At 29.8% G+C, this 15,469-nt stretch carries 9 protein-coding genes and 3 pseudogenes; 5 read left to right on the top strand and 7 right to left on the bottom strand.

Going from position 1 to position 15,469, the window contains the following annotated elements; genetic code table 11:
- Nucleotides 1-443: 443 nt before the first annotated feature.
- The gene (locus LLF98_RS00340) at nt 444-1,850 is read right to left on the bottom strand and encodes an amino acid permease (RefSeq protein WP_291699693.1); all 1,407 of its coding nucleotides are present in this window, start codon (nt 1,848-1,850) and stop codon (nt 444-446) included.
- A gap of 614 nt (nt 1,851-2,464) precedes the next feature.
- Between LLF98_RS00340 and LLF98_RS00345 the strand changes: the two genes are divergently transcribed.
- Nucleotides 2,465-3,772 carry an Nramp family divalent metal transporter gene (locus LLF98_RS00345; protein WP_291699695.1) on the top strand — a complete coding sequence of 436 codons (1,308 nt, stop codon included), beginning with the start codon at nt 2,465-2,467 and terminating at the stop codon, nt 3,770-3,772.
- A gap of 561 nt (nt 3,773-4,333) precedes the next feature.
- Nucleotides 4,334-6,067, top strand: coding sequence for a S8 family peptidase (locus LLF98_RS00350; protein WP_291699697.1), 1,734 nt, complete (start codon nt 4,334-4,336; stop codon nt 6,065-6,067).
- Between the two features lie 185 nt (nt 6,068-6,252).
- Here LLF98_RS00350 and trxA read toward each other — a convergent pair whose 3' ends face one another.
- The 5 genes and pseudogenes from trxA to LLF98_RS00375 all read right to left on the bottom strand — a co-directional run bounded on the left by trxA (nt 6,253) and on the right by LLF98_RS00375 (nt 10,010).
- Complete coding sequence (trxA, locus tag LLF98_RS00355; RefSeq protein WP_291699699.1) at nt 6,253-6,570, bottom strand: thioredoxin; 318 nt, start codon at nt 6,568-6,570, stop codon at nt 6,253-6,255.
- A 201-nt stretch (nt 6,571-6,771) separates the two neighbouring features.
- Nucleotides 6,772-6,954: pseudogene (locus tag LLF98_RS00360) on the bottom strand (rhodanese-like domain-containing protein); the annotation flags it as partial.
- Between the two features lie 3 nt (nt 6,955-6,957).
- Nucleotides 6,958-8,091, bottom strand: coding sequence for an ABC transporter permease (locus LLF98_RS00365; protein ID WP_291699701.1), 1,134 nt, complete (start codon nt 8,089-8,091; stop codon nt 6,958-6,960).
- A complete protein-coding gene (locus LLF98_RS00370) occupies nt 8,091-8,879 on the bottom strand; it encodes an ABC transporter ATP-binding protein (RefSeq protein WP_291699702.1) in 789 nt (262 codons plus the stop codon). The genes LLF98_RS00365 and LLF98_RS00370 overlap by 1 nt, the downstream gene beginning before the upstream one ends.
- Before the next feature lie 15 nt (nt 8,880-8,894).
- Nucleotides 8,895-10,010 (bottom strand): efflux RND transporter periplasmic adaptor subunit, encoded by a 1,116-nt coding sequence (locus LLF98_RS00375; protein WP_291699704.1) that lies wholly within the window; start codon nt 10,008-10,010, stop codon nt 8,895-8,897.
- Nucleotides 10,011-10,227: 217 nt separating this feature from the next.
- Between LLF98_RS00375 and LLF98_RS00380 the strand changes: the two genes are divergently transcribed.
- From LLF98_RS00380 to tnpA, 3 genes and pseudogenes are all read left to right on the top strand, one after another.
- A complete protein-coding gene (locus LLF98_RS00380; protein WP_291699706.1) occupies nt 10,228-10,797 on the top strand; it encodes a TetR/AcrR family transcriptional regulator in 570 nt (189 codons plus the stop codon).
- A 705-nt stretch (nt 10,798-11,502) separates the two neighbouring features.
- A complete protein-coding gene (locus LLF98_RS00385; protein ID WP_291699708.1) occupies nt 11,503-13,791 on the top strand; it encodes an SBBP repeat-containing protein in 2,289 nt (762 codons plus the stop codon).
- Between the two features lie 299 nt (nt 13,792-14,090).
- Nucleotides 14,091-14,467 (top strand): annotated as a pseudogene (tnpA, locus tag LLF98_RS00390) (IS200/IS605 family transposase); the annotation flags it as partial.
- Between the two features lie 323 nt (nt 14,468-14,790).
- On the opposite strand, the pseudogene LLF98_RS00395 reads toward tnpA, so the two are convergent.
- Nucleotides 14,791-15,333: pseudogene (locus LLF98_RS00395) on the bottom strand (IS3 family transposase); the annotation flags it as partial.
- Nucleotides 15,334-15,469: the final 136 nt, after the last annotated feature.

A 15,469-nucleotide genomic window follows, 5' to 3' on the forward strand; every position in this document is an offset into this window, starting at 1 on the left:
AGTAAAATTCTATTCACTTTTTCGTATTAATATGTTACTTACTGTACAGTCAAAAATTCTATAAAAAAAGTTAACCCTTTTAGGTAAGTAGCATACTACTTACGAAAAACATTATTTGCACTGTGTCGAAAAATGTAGGTTTAAGCATAATTAAAACTAAGCAGGTAGACCCTTCATTTTATGCGGATCTACAGGTTTCTTAATGATAAATAATTTTTGACTATCTAGTTACTGTGATAATTGCAAATGATAATTCTATTGCAATAGGTGCTTTTGAGGCATAACAATATAATTTTCTATAAATAAATACAAGAAGTAATTAAGATAAGTCTTAATTACTTCTTGTACTCTATAATTTAATATGTAAAAATCATTTATGTTTTTTTAATCAATATGTTTTTATGTATTTTCATTCCAAAGGAGGCATATTCAAAAAAACTCTATTATACAACTTCCTCTGAATCATCTGAGTTTTTTTCATTTTGAAGCACACTATGTTTTCTTCCATAAACAACGTATATTAAAACTCCTATAATAAGCCAAACTAAAAAACCTATCCAAGTTTTCATTTGTAATCTACTTAATAAAACTATGCAACATATTACAGCTATCGCCGGAGTAAATGGTGCTCCAGGAGTTTTAAAGATTCTCTTAAAATTTGGCATAGTTTTTCTAAGTACTATAACAGCAACAGAAACAGCTATGAAACTTAATAATGTTCCTATACTTAAAAATTGTACAATAATATCTAGTGGTAAAAATCCTGCTATTACTGCTGCCATACTTCCAGTAATTATAGTTGAGATATATGGTGTTTTATGTGTAGAATGTACCTTTGAAAATAATTTTGGTAAAAGTCCATCTCTTGACATAACCATAAATATTCTAACTTGACCATAAAGCACTACCATGATTGTAGAAATCATTCCAAGTACAGCTCCTGTTCCAACTAACGCGGATCCCCAGTTTATACCTACTCTTGCTAAAGACCCTGGTACTGCATTTTCTGAAATTATTTCTTGATAAGGAACCATCCCTGTAAGTACAAATGCAACAGAAACATAAAGTATTGTGACTACTATTAAACAAATTATAAGTCCTAGCGGAATATCTCTACTGGCATTTTCAGCTTCTTCTGCTGCTGTAGATATAGCATCAAAGCCTATGAAAGAAAAGAATATAGTTGCAGTTGCTGCAAAAATCCCATTAAATCCATGTGGTGCAAAAGGTTGATAGTTAGATGGATTTATATGTGATACGCCAAGAACTACAAATATAATAATTATAGCTATTTTTATTCCTACAATTATATTATTAATCTTCGCACTTTCCTTCATACCATAATATAAGATGTAAGTTATCAATGCTATTATTAATATAGCTGGTAAATCTACTAACCCACCTTTACTTGGTGATGTAGTAAATGCTTCCGGTAGTGTTATTCCTATTGACTTTAATATACCAACAAAAGTGCCTGACCATCCTGATGCAATAGCACTACAAGCAACTAAGTATTCTGCAGTAAGGCACCATCCAATTATCATTGCAATTATTTCACCAAATACTATGTATGAATATGAATACGTACTTCCTGCAACTGGGAACATGGTTGAAAGTTCACAGTAACATAACGCACAAAGACAAGCTACTATACCTGCGATAATGAATGAAATTATTACTGCTGGTCCTGCTAAATGTGCCCCTTCCCCTGTGGCAACAAAGATACCTACTCCTACCACTGCGCCAATACCAAATGCTGCAATGTCCTTAGCTTTAAGATTTTTCTTTAATTCCGTCTTCTGTGCACCTTCCAGTATTTGATTTACTGATTTTTTCTTGAAAATGTTCATAATATCCTCCTATTTATTGATTTGTTCGTTAAAATTCCCATTTTAATATCCCAGTTCTTTAGAATATTATTATATTTTACTAGAAATTTTAAAAATATACTAAAGCAATTATTATATTATCATATTCTTATAATATTAGGCAAGTTGTTAATATTTTGATAATTTAGTTACTTGTATTCACAAATTTTTAACTTAGATAACAAAGGTTAATGAAGATTCTCTATAAAGAAATAAAACTCACATATGTAATTGGTGTTGGTGTGACAAACGTCTATAGGATTGACATAATATTTGCTTTCAAACAAAGACTCATAAATAGTATCTTTAAATCTAATAGTAATTTATTTATCTCCCTTTAGAGTCTTTCTGTAGGTTTTGAACTCAATAAAGTATAGAAATCATTTTTAGTCACATTCTCACCTACTTTAAGCTATAGTCTGCTAAGTAAATTATATGCTTCAGTAAATTAAATAATTACTTTAATGTATCATTTTTTTTAATTACTGCATAGCTTATAATTAGAAAAATAAATTTAGTCTGGACTAACAATCTTAACTATTAATAACTATTTTAAGTATGCTAAAAAGAACTAAGTATGAAAGGTGATATATTTTATGAAAAACGAAATAAGCTTAGGAGATATTGATGTATCTTCAGAAAAACTTCTTACTTTGAAAAAAGAAACAAATGATCTGATAAAAAAATCAAATAAATTAAAAGAATTACTAAAGTTTTTAGGACCTGCTTTTGTTGTTAGTGTTGCATATATCGATCCAGGTAACTTTGCAACTAATATTAGTGGAGGGTCAAAATTTAACTATGTACTCATTTGGGTAATTTTGTGGAGTAACTTAATGGCGATATTCTTACAGACTATGTCTGCAAAACTCGGAATAGCTACAGGTCATAATCTCCCTGAAATGTGCGCTAAGGTATTCCCTAAGTCCGTAAACTGGATATTTTGGATTGTTGCTGAAATTGGCGCTATGGCAACAGATTTGGCAGAGTTCCTCGGTGGAACATTAGGATTATATTTATTGTTTCATATACCTATGATATATGCAGGACTTCTTACTGGACTTATAACATTTATAATTTGCTATTTGGAAAAGTATGGTCAGAAAACTATTGAAATCATAATATCAATACTTATTGCCGTAATTGGTATTGCATATATAATAGAATTATTTCTTGCTAAACCAAATTGGAGTGCAGTAGGCATTCATACAATAATTCCTATGCTACCCGATGGAGAAGCTGTATTAATTGCTGTAGGGATGCTCGGTGCAACAGTTATGCCTCATGTAATATATTTTCACTCGCAGTTAGTTCAGCACAGAAGTACTGATTCATCAGATAAAGGAAAATTAAAACATCTAAGAATGGAAAAGATAGATATCGCTATCGCTATGAATATTGCTTTTATTGTTAATGCTGCAATGGTTATAGTATCCGCTGCAGTATTTTATAAAAACGGAATGGAAGTAGATACAATGGAACAGGCTCATCAATCACTACAACCTTTATTAGGATCTTTATCAAGTGGCGCCTTTGGAATGGCATTACTTGCATCAGGTTTATCATCCTCTGTAGTTGGAACACTGGCAGGACAAACAATTATGAAGGGTTTTGTTAATTTGAGCATACCTGTAAATGCCAGAAGACTTATAACCATGCTTCCAGCCTTGGTTATAATTGCACTTGGAATTAATCCAATGTACGCTCTTGTTTTAAGTCAAGTTGCACTTAGTTTTATTCTACCATTCCCAATAATCCAAATGTTGACTATAGCTAAACGTAAAGACTTAATGGGAATTTTAGTTAATAAACGCTCTGTGCAATTCTTGGGTGTTCTAATAGCTACATCGATAATAGTACTAAATGTAGTGCTCTTGTACCTAACATTTACAGGTAAGGCTTAATATTATATTATCTCAAAGATATAAATACGTACCATCTTATATTTAAATCTGCTAATCGAAAAATAATGACTCTTCTCATGTTTATTTCCATAAGTGTTGATTAACCAAAAAACAGAAATAAAAATATATAAAAAATGAGGTCATTCTGTAGTAATATTAAAGTGCAAACAAAAACAATACTAAGGAGAATGCCCTCATGAAAAATACTACCATTATATTTGATATATTTCAAACATTTTTTAAGTGAAGAAGAAGTAAAGAAGGTAAGTAAAGTTTTATGATATGTTGATACTGCAAGAAAATTTACGTTATATAAGTTATGATAATGAAATTATATTGTAGACAGCAACTTCAATCTTAAAAAGTTAATACTACTATAAACTATTTACTGTAACTTATATAGATAATATTTGTCAGCCTTTTGTAGTTTAATCATATCATTAAATCAATATTATAAAAATATACATATTATTATAATAAAAATAATTTTCGTTCGAACGTGAATAATTATTTTTATTTGTAATTTAATAGTTATTTAGATGTTCTATGGAGGATTTAAAAATGGAGTCAAAATATATAGCCCCAGATGATTTTTTAAAAAATCCAGATTATTTCAGTTATCTAGTTAAATATCAAGGAGATATTAAACAAGAAATTTCTAAATATTCTGGTTATTATGCAGTAGTTCTGAATGATAGCTATGCAATAGTATGTGTACAAATAGAGATTGTACAAAAAGGCTTATATATTAATACAGGTGAACCATATTTTTCAACTATAGTTTCTGTACAATCAGCTGTTTTTTTTACACTTCAAGAAACTTCTCCCATTCAAGCTTCTGGAGTTCAGTTTTTACAGCTAGAGTTACCATTAACACTAACTGGAAAAGGAGTAAATGTTGCAATAATTGATTCAGGGATAGATTTTCTAAGTGATGAGTTTATGGATTCTAATGGTCAAACACGAATTGAATGCATTTGGGATCAAACAATAACTCCAACTGATAAAGTTGAAAATAACATGGTGCACTTCGGAACACTATACACAAAAGATCAAATACAAGAAGCAATTAATGCACACAGAGAAGGAAAATCTCCATATGATATAGTTCCAAGTAAAGATGAGGTTGGACATGGAACAAATATGGCTGGAATAATTGGAGCAACTGGTAAAAACCCTAATTTAAAGGGAATCGCTCCAGAATGTAATTTTGTGGTTGTAAAATTACTGATAGATCCAGCATTTAAAAAATGGTTTACTGTAGATGTTCCAGAATTTAATATAACCAGTGTTTTTGCTGCCTTCGAATTTTTATATAGGTATGCTTTAAGCAAATATAAACCAATGAGTATATATCTTGCTGTTGGAACTAATTTTGGTAATCATAAAGGAAATGGTATCTTAGAGCAGTATGTAGATTTTATATGCTTAAATAGTGGTATAGCAGTAGTTACAGGCGCTGGAAATGAAGGTGTAAATGGTGGCCATGCCTCTGGCACAATACCTGGTGTTAATAGCTCCAGTGTGATGCAACTAACTGTCTCACCAGAACAAAAGGATTTATTGCTTGAAATTTGGGTTGATACTCCAAATATAGCTTCCTTAGATGTTATTTCTCCTTCTGGAGAAAATACTCAAATCCTAAATGCTTTAATTAGCATGACTCAATCCTACACCTTCACATTTGAGAAAACAACGGTTACAGTTAATTATTATTTGCCTGAAGAAAATACTGGTGATGAATTAATCCGTGTTCGATTTTATGATTTGCAGCCTGGTGTATGGAAATTTAGATTAATTGGAGATTCTATTTTAGATGGTAAATATAATGCTTGGATACCTCAAAAAGGAATATCAATTGATGGTACTAAATTCATACAATCAGATATTTATGGAACAGTTACTAATACAGGTACTTCAAAACTTGTGATTACTGTTGCTGCATATAATCAAAATAATAATAATATTTTAGATTATTCAGGTATTGCATTTATTGATAATTATATTGATATAGTAAATGTTGCTGCTGGTGGCGTAAATGCACTTACTGTGGCTCCTGATAATAAGACTACTGTTGTTAATGGAACTAGTGTATCTGCTGCTATAGTAGCTGGGACTTGTGCTCTGCTATTTGAGTGGGGAATTGTTAATGGCAATGACCCGCACATGTATTCTCAAACTTTAGTAACATATCTCTCAAGAGGAACTATTAAAAGGTCAGGAGATGTATATCCTAATGCACAATGGGGATATGGAATATTAAACATATTGGATATGTTTGAAAATATGTCATAGTCTATTACTTTTTTAATATATAAGTTGCGATAATGAACTTATATTACAGTTACTGGCACAGAACTAACACTTAAGGTTAAATATGACTTTTTAACTCAAAAAAGAAGCATATCCTAATTAATTTGGATATGTTCTCTTCTATATTTAATATTGTTATTGAGAGAACCGTATACTAAACTAGTCGCCTATAAATATGCCTTTACCTTATTTGTTATATTTTGTTCTGGCATAAAACCTGCTAAGTTTTCTACTGGAACTCCATCCTTAAATATAATCATAGTTGGAACTGCAGATATTCTATACTTTTGAGCTATATTATTATTTTCATCTATGTCTACCTTAAAGAATGTAGCTTTATCTCCCATCTTATTACTAACTCCCTCAAATACTGGAGCTAACATCTTACATGGGCCACACCAAGTTGCAAAGAAATCAACAACTACTACTCCTTTAGTATTTTCAACATTTTTGACAAATTCATTACTATTTATTACTTTAGCCATATTTAATTCCTCCATTCATATATTTTAATTCTCCATATCTATATGCTTTAATTATAATTTCATCCTTTAGCTTTCTCTGTCACTTAATCACTTAAGTAATAATCTATTTAATTTTCTAATTGTTTTTTAGTTATTAATTTAGAATGCTCTTCAACAATATATCCATTTTTACTAATAAAAGTTACTATATCTTAAAATAAATTACTTTCTCTTAATGCCCATATATGAACCCATCCCACCAGAAACATTTATAATATTAAAATCTCGATTTATAAGATTATTGCATGCTCTTGCACTTCTTCTACCAGATTGACACATTATATAATATTCCTTGCTTTTATTTAAATATTTATCTGGTTCATTTAAAAGTTCAAGTTCACCCATTGATTAATCTAATGTCTTTTTAAAATTTTTCATTGTTAATATAATAATAATAACAGTGATAACCAATAGAGATCTAATTGGATTGATTAAGTAACTTAGCCCAACTCCTTTAATCATTATACCTCTCAATATTTCTAAGAAATACGTCATAGGTATAATATTGCTAATAGAATATATTATTTTCGGCATAGCTTCTCTTGGAAACATAAATCCTGATAAAATTACACTAGGCAATATCATTGCTACAGCTAACTGCATAGCCTGTAGTTGAGTCTTAGATATTGTAGATATAAACATCCCCATAGCTAGAGAACATATCAAAAACAAAGTTCCAAGCAAAGTGAGTAATAAGAAACTTCCCTTTACTCCAACTCCAAATATTATATAACCTAAAAATAATGATAATAGCATATCTAAAAAACCTATAATTATATAAGGTATGAGTTTTCCGCCTATTAATTCAAACGGCGTAACTGGGGTCATTATAAGCTGTTCCATTGTACCTTTTTCTCGTTCTCTTACCATAGCAAAAGCTGTTAATATGACCGTAATATTTTGCAATATTAAACCTATAACTCCAGGAACATTAAATTTGCTGCTATCTAGTGAAGGATTGTAAAGTAGCAGTGGTTTAACATTGACTCCTATACTTTGTTGATTTTCTAAACCTGCTTTACTTCTGTCTATCAGCTTTAAGCTACTAGAGTAATTATTTCCAATTAATGCAGAATAGGACACAGCAGTTCTTGCTATAGTTGGATCAGAACCATCAACAAGTATTTGAACCTCTGAAGTTTCATTTTTCCTCAAAATTTTAGTATAGTTAGGTGGAATAACTAAGCCTATTTTTACCTTTCCCGAACTAATATAATTTTCTACATCCTCTGCTGAATCTACTTCATCATATAACTTAAAATAATATGAATTAGTAAATTTATTTACAAGTTCCCTACTCTCCATAGTTTTACTTCCATCATATACTGCTAAATTAACGCTATTTACATCTGTATTAACAGCAAATCCAAATAACAAGAGCATCATTATAGGCATCATGACTGCAATAGCAAGACTAGCTTTATCCCTTTTTATGTGTATAAATTCTTTTTTTGCTATAGTAAACAATCTTTTTAATTGCATTATTCCTTCTCCTTATTGCTGAAGGACTTTAACTCATCAAAGGAAGATATTACTTCTTTATTAGAAAATTTCTTAACATAATTTATAAATATATCTTCTAGATTATTAGTCTTATGCTCTTTATAAAGGTTATCAGGAGTTTGAATAGTTATAAGCTTACCATTATATATAAAACCTATAATATCACATACAGATGCCTCATCCATATAATGGGTAGTAACAAGCACAGTCATGTCATCTCTAACTAAATTAGTTATAGTACTCCAAAAATTTCTTCTTGAAACTGGATCTACTCCAGCAGTTGGCTCATCTAATATTAGAAGCTGAGGACTGTGTATAAGAGAGCATCCTAAAGCTAATCTCTGTTTCCATCCTCCAGATAAAGTACCTGCAAGACTTTTTTCTTTACCTTCTAAATTTGCCATTTTAATTAATTCCTTTTTTCTATGTTCTAGCTTATCTTTATTTAACATATATATATTTCCATAAAAGTCTAAATTCTCTTCTACGGTTAAATCCTCATATAGACTAAATTTTTGAGACATATACCCTATACTTTGTTTTATCTTCTCCGATTCTTTTACTAAGTCATATTCAAGTACCATTCCCTCTCCATATGTGGGTCTTAACACTCCACATATCATCCTTATGGTGGTTGATTTTCCAGAACCATTTGGCCCTAGAAAACCAAATATTTTCCCCTTAGGTATATCAAATGATATGTTGTCTACAGCTGTAAAGCTGCCAAATTGTTTTGTAAGGTTTTTTATAGAAATAGCATAGTTCATAATAGTCCTCCATTATTATAAATTCACACTAAAAAGCATACCAGGTTTTACAACATCTAAGTTATCAAGTATTTTTACTTTTACTTCATATACTAGCTTCATTCTATCTTTTTTAGTAACTATATTCATAGGAGTAAACTCTGCTTCTGACGAAATATATATTATTTTCCCGTTAACAGTTTTATCCTTTAAAAAATCACTTTTTAGTACTACTTCTTCATCAAGTTTAATTTTAGGTAGTATACTTTCTGGAACATAAATTTTAACCCATAAATTTTCGTCATCTAAAAGTGTAGCTACAGAGCTTCCCGGAGTTAAGTATTCTCCTGGCTTAAAGTTAACAGACTCTATAATCCCATCAGTAAAGGCAATCACACTACTCTTGTCTAGTTGCGATTTTGATATCTCATAATTATTTTTAGCTTGTTCAAGATTATATTCAGCTGTATTCTTATCCCTTTCAGTAGCTCCATTAACTAGAAGAGTTAATTTTTGAGTGGCTGCATCAAGTTGAGCTTTGTAATTATCTACTTGAGCTTGTACACTCTTTAAAGAAGTCTTTGCATTATCTAAAGTAGAAGAAATATTATCTAAATCATTTTTAGCCATATCTTTATTATACTTAGTGATTGCACCACTTTCATATAAAGTTACGGTATCATCATATATTTTCTTTTTATAATCATAATTACTTTGAGCAGTAGTAACATTATTTTGAGTAGTTTCTAGTGCAGTCTCACCTTGCTTTACTAAAGATTGTGCTTGATTTACTAAAGCCTCCTGTGCTTTAATTTCTTCTATTCTATTACCTTCCTGTACTTTTGCCAAATTATTTTCTGCATTTTTTATGGAAATCTCTGAATTCTCTAAATTCAAAGAACTTTCATTGTAGTAAATAGTAGCTACCAAATCTCCCTGCTTTACTTTATCCCCCTCATTCATCTTAATTTCCTTAATTCTTCCTCCAATTTCTGTAGAAATATTTATCTTATCTCCTTCTGTTGTGCCATAATAAATGTTATCATCAACCTTATTGTTCTGCATGAATTTTATTAAGAACCACCCTGAAATAGTTGCTATTATTAGTAAAAAACTCAAAGTTAATTTTACAAATTTTTTCCTCTTCAACATTCTCACTTCCTCCTTCTATAATATTACTTCTGGTTATTTCCAACTTCATACAAAAATATATCAACCATCTTTTCTATATACTCTTCAATATCACCTCCATCTATAACTATTTATTGACAATATATAAATATCTTTGCTATTATACGTTAGTAAGTGTTAACTAACACGAATTATAACATAAATTATGAATTATATACATAGATAAGGAGATGATTTTTTGAATGAAGGTTTAACACGTAAAGAAAGTATTACATTATCCGCGATTGAAATTATTGATGAATTAGGTATTCAGGGTTTTTCTATTCGTGAATTAGCCAAACGACAAGGAATAAAGGAGGCAGCTATATATAGGCATTTTAAAAGTAAACAAGATATAGTATTATCTGTATTAAAAATCTTTAGCGATTTCGTTGAAAATATAATAAATTCTATTAATGAGAAAAAACTAAACCCTAAGGAAGCAATAGTATTTTTCATTCAATCTCATACAGAATTTTTTGAACAACATCCTTCAGTTACATCTATAGTATTTTCTGAGGAAATATTTCGAGACAATGATGTTGTAGCTACTCAAATGCAAGATATTTTTAAAATGCGTTCAAATTACATAGTACATTTAGTTGAAAAAGCACAGAGTTTAGGAGAAATTTCTAAAAAATTTAGTTGTGAAGAATTAGCGGATCTTATACTGGGTTTGCTTCGAAGATCAACAATGAAGTGGCGAATCAACGATTATAACTTCCCTTTAACAAAAAAAGTATTATTAATTTTAGAAAAGTTATTTTAAAAAGTTAAAATTTATTGAAAGTGAATATAAAGAAATATCAGAGCTCGGAAACACGCTCAATTATGATACAAAAGAATTTTCAAAAACTGAGAACCTTCGTCGTGAATTAATAATTAATAAATAAAAAAACTTGTATTTCAAAAATAAGAGACCCACGAAAATCCAAATTTTAGATTTTCGTGGGTTTCATGGTGGAGGCGAATCATGACCTTTGAAATCCACCAATTTTACTCTTATATTTCTCATTATATTAACTTAATATGATAAACTTTAATTCCACTTTAATTTTTATACTCTAATACGATTATCTAAATGCTAAAAATCAAGACTAAATTATAGACTCGCTTTTTAAATTCATAATCTTTTTGATCTAAATTATTCTCTTATTAATAAGTTCAATAACTTTACATCTGTTAATGCTTCCATTCCATATTGAATATCAGCTTCTAATGCAAAAATATAAGTATAAACTAATAAACTCTAGAAAGAATTCAATTAAAAACCTTATAATGTTGACACTATTTTAAAACATAGTTAAGGCAAAATCAAAAAATACTAACTCAATATGCTTGCCTATTTCGCGCCATACTGCATCAGCAAATAAAAGTAACATATTATAGATGTTTACATATTATAATATAGACAAGGTATATTTATTACCAAACTTTTACAATACCTTAATATATTTAAATCGAGGTGTTTTTAATGTCTTCCGAAAATACTTTTAAACAAGATGGAGAATCCAAAGGTCTAATTAAAAATATGTCTTCTTTCTTTATTAAAAATGCTGCACAGTTAAATAGTAATGTTAAATACTACTCTTTAAACGGAAATTTTTCCTGTTATCTTACTTCCCAAGAGGCAGTATTTAGTTTTATTAAAATAGATAATTCTCAAGAAAATATAAAAAACATTTCTAAAATTCAAGCCCTAAAAAAGAATACAATAAATTCTAAAAATACTATTCCTTTGAAAAATGTTAATGGAGTTGCTCTTTATCTAAAGTTTTTAGGTGCTAATGAAAATGTGGAAATAGCACCTGATCATGAGTGCAGCTGTAAAATCAATTATCTAAAATGCAATGATTCTAGTAAATGGTGTCAAAACGTTCCAGCCTACGAGAAAATTGTTTATAAAAACTTATGGAACAATATAGATTTAGTATTCTCTAGTGTTAAAGGTCAGCTTAAATATGAATTTATAATAAATTCCGGTGCCTCTGCAGATGATATCAAACTTTCATATATTGGTGGTGACAGTATTTCATTAGATAATGAAGGTAATCTTATAATTAGTACTGCACTTGGCTCTTTTACTGATAAAAAGCCTTTAACCTATCAAATGATTGAAAATAAGAAAGTTATAATAGAAAGTAGCTTTATATTAAAAACTGAAAATATGTTTAGTTTTGAGGTTGATAGCAATTATGATAAAAATAATACACTTGTTATAGACCCTGGGCTTGAATATTCAACTTATCTTGGTGGAAATGATGATTTTAATAATGCAATTGCAATTGATAACAATGGTAATGCTTATGTAACTGGATATACTTTTTCTACAAATTTTCCTACTACTCCAGGTGTCTTTCAGCCTACAGATCCAGATGAATTTAATGTTGACGCATTTATTTCAAAGATAGATACAAATGCATCTGGGATTAATTCTCTTATTTTTTCCACTTACCTTGGAGGTAATAATTTTGATTCAGGCCAAGGAATTGCAGTTGATAAAAAGAAAAATGTTTATATAACAGGCTATACTGATTCTAAAGATTTTCCTACTACTTCTACAGCTTATCAACCTTCAGTTTCAGATTCTAGTCTCACAAAGGCATTTTTGACAAAACTTTCTGCTAATGGCTCTGAACTTTTATATTCGACTTATCTTGGTGGAGATAGTTTTGATTTTGCATATGGAATTGCAGTTGATAATAATAGCAATGCTTATATGACTGGAACAACTTCTTCTAATAATTTTCCTACTACTCCCAAAGCTTATCAACCTGTAAATCCAGATTCTGACCCTGTATTTTCAAATGCTTTTATCACTAAAATCAATACTAAAAAGGCTGGAAATGCTTCACTTGTTTATTCATCTTATCTTGGTGGCAATAGCTTTGACGAAGGTTTTGGAATTGCAATTGATAAAAGTGATAATGCTTATATAACTGGATATACTTGGTCTTCAGATTTTCCTACTACCCCTAAAGCTTATCAAACTTGTGCTCCTGATTCAAATACTCAAAATGCCTTTGTATCGAAGATTTCTATTAATAGTTCTAAGCTCTTATATTCAACTTATCTTGGTGGTAATGGCGAAGATGTATCTAGAGGAATTGCAATTGATAAAAGTGGTAATGCTTATATAACTGGATATACTGCTTCTACTAATTTTCCTACTACCCCTTCAGCTTACCAGCATTCAAAGCCTAACATTGACTGGGATACTGTTTTTGTTTCTAAAATTAATACTCTAAAACTTGGAAATTCTTCACTTTCTTATTCAACTTATCTTGGCGGCAATAATTTTGATATTGGCAACGCAATTGCAGTTGATAATAATGGTAATGCTTATGTAACTGGTGAAACTAATTCTAGTAATTTTCCTGCTACTCCTACAGCTTTTCAACCTTCACCACCTGACACCGACAGCGATATAGGCCCCGATAATGCCTTTATTTCTAAAATTAACACTCTAGCATCTAGAGAGGCTTCACTTGCTTATTCAACTTATCTTGGCGGTAATAGTTTTGATGGTGGCTTCGGAATTAAAGTTGATAATGAAGATAATGCTTATATATCTGGATACACTTTATCTACAGATTTTCCAACCACCTGTACAGCTTATCAATCTTCAGACCCTAGCCCTGATTCCGTAAATGTTTTTATTACAAAGATTAATGCTGCTTCTGTACCACCTTTTGATAGCAAAAAATTTGACTTAGTGTTTATACTCTTGCGAATTGTAAAATATTTAGTAAAAGATTTGTAAATCTCTATTATTTGGATAACCCTTAACTTATAGCTATAAATATTTATTTAAAATTAACTTCAAAATTAATGCTTGCAATTTAGCTTAAAAATCTAGTTAGTTAATTGACTCAAAGATAAGTTAGTTAATATAAAGAAATTAAAGATACGAACCATAATAAGATTTGCACTTAAGAGTCTTATTATGGTTTTTTAATTTTACAAAAAATATAACTTCTTGAATAATTCTATAATTTCAACTCAAACCAATCTAAATAACTGTAAATATGACCATACTAATTACTAAGGCAATGAATTAATATGGATGAGTATAATAAAGGTAGCCACACTGTATATGACATAAAATATCATGTTATATGGGTAACAAAATATCGATATAAAGTACTGCAACAACCGATAGCTTCAAGATTGAGAGAACTAATCCAGCAAGGTTGCGAAGCAAGAGGGATTACAATTGTTAGAGGAAGTATTAGAAAAGATCACGTTCATATGTTAATAGGATGTTCTCCGAACATTGCACCCTGTAAGATTGTGCAGTACCTTAAGGGAAGGTCATCAAGATTGATACACGATGAATTTCCAGAATTAAAGAAAAGATACTGGGGCAACATTTATGGGCAAGAGGATATTTTTGTACAACAGTAGGTAGTGTTACAGAAGAAACTATTAAAAGGTATATAGAAAGCCAAGAACTTAGTGATAGAGAAGATATATTTAAAATAGAACAATAAAGAGTTTCAGTCGTGCTCTTTAGGTTGCTTTAGCTAATGGTCTCTTTTAGAAGAATTAATCCTTAAAGAGCAATGACTTTCAGTATAAGGTATTTATACCTTAAATCCACCTACTTTAGTAGGTGAGTAGTTTAGTTTATCCTTATAAATGTGAGGGGTATTGCACTTATCAGTATGAATTTATTTCTATAAAATAAATAACCCACGAAAATCCAAATTTTAGATTTTGAACTGCTCCCTGTCAAGTAGACAGGGTAAATAATAAAAAATTATGCTGTTAAGGTATGATTCCGATATTCAATTGGAGCCATGCCTTTTAATTTTTTCTGTAATCTTTTTGTATTATAAAATTCTATATATTCATAAATAGCTTGTTCAAGACTTTCATATGTCTGGAATTTATTTAGGTAATACATCTCAGACTTTAATATACCCCAAAATCCTTCCATTGGACCATTATCGATACAACGACCAATTCTTGACATACTTTGAGTCACATTTATTTTGTTTAATTTATCTCTAAATATTTTATTAGTATATTGAAATCCTCGATCACTATGAAATAATGGCTGTGCTTCCGGATTAGAAGCGATAGCTTTATCTAATGTATCAAAAACTAATTGATTGTTATTTGAAGTACCTAATACATACGAAACAATACTATTGTCATATAAATCCAAAATTGCACTTAAATATGCCTTTTTTCCATTTGTAATTTTAAATTCTGTTACATCAGTTAACCACTTACAATTTGGATTATTTGAATTAAATTCTCTGTTTAACTTATTTTCAGCTGTAATTTGAGGTGTGGAGTATACCCTATTTGATAGACACATAGAAAAGTATGTATAATAAGTACAGATAAGGATGTGTTAATCAAATGACTAAAAGAAAGAAATTTTCAGTAGAATACAAGATGGAAATAATAAAATTAGTAACAGAGCAAGG

The sequence above is a fragment of the Clostridium sp. genome (assembly GCF_021372645.1).
Classification (GTDB): Bacteria; Bacillota; Clostridia; order Clostridiales; family Clostridiaceae; genus Clostridium.

Excerpts from the sequence above, each read along its gene's own strand:
- LLF98_RS00340 (WP_291699693.1), bottom strand. The coding sequence starts at position 1,850 with ATGAACATTTTCAAGAAAAAATCAGTAAATCAAATACTGGAAGGTGCA.
- LLF98_RS00345 (WP_291699695.1), top strand. The coding sequence starts at position 2,465 with ATGAAAAACGAAATAAGCTTAGGAGATATTGATGTATCTTCAGAAAAA.
- LLF98_RS00350 (WP_291699697.1), top strand. The coding sequence starts at position 4,334 with ATGGAGTCAAAATATATAGCCCCAGATGATTTTTTAAAAAATCCAGAT.
- trxA (WP_291699699.1), bottom strand. The coding sequence starts at position 6,570 with ATGGCTAAAGTAATAAATAGTAATGAATTTGTCAAAAATGTTGAAAAT.
- LLF98_RS00365 (WP_291699701.1), bottom strand. The coding sequence starts at position 8,091 with ATGCAATTAAAAAGATTGTTTACTATAGCAAAAAAAGAATTTATACAC.
- LLF98_RS00370 (WP_291699702.1), bottom strand. The coding sequence starts at position 8,879 with ATGAACTATGCTATTTCTATAAAAAACCTTACAAAACAATTTGGCAGC.
- LLF98_RS00375 (WP_291699704.1), bottom strand. The coding sequence starts at position 10,010 with ATGTTGAAGAGGAAAAAATTTGTAAAATTAACTTTGAGTTTTTTACTA.
- LLF98_RS00385 (WP_291699708.1), top strand. The coding sequence starts at position 11,503 with ATGTCTTCCGAAAATACTTTTAAACAAGATGGAGAATCCAAAGGTCTA.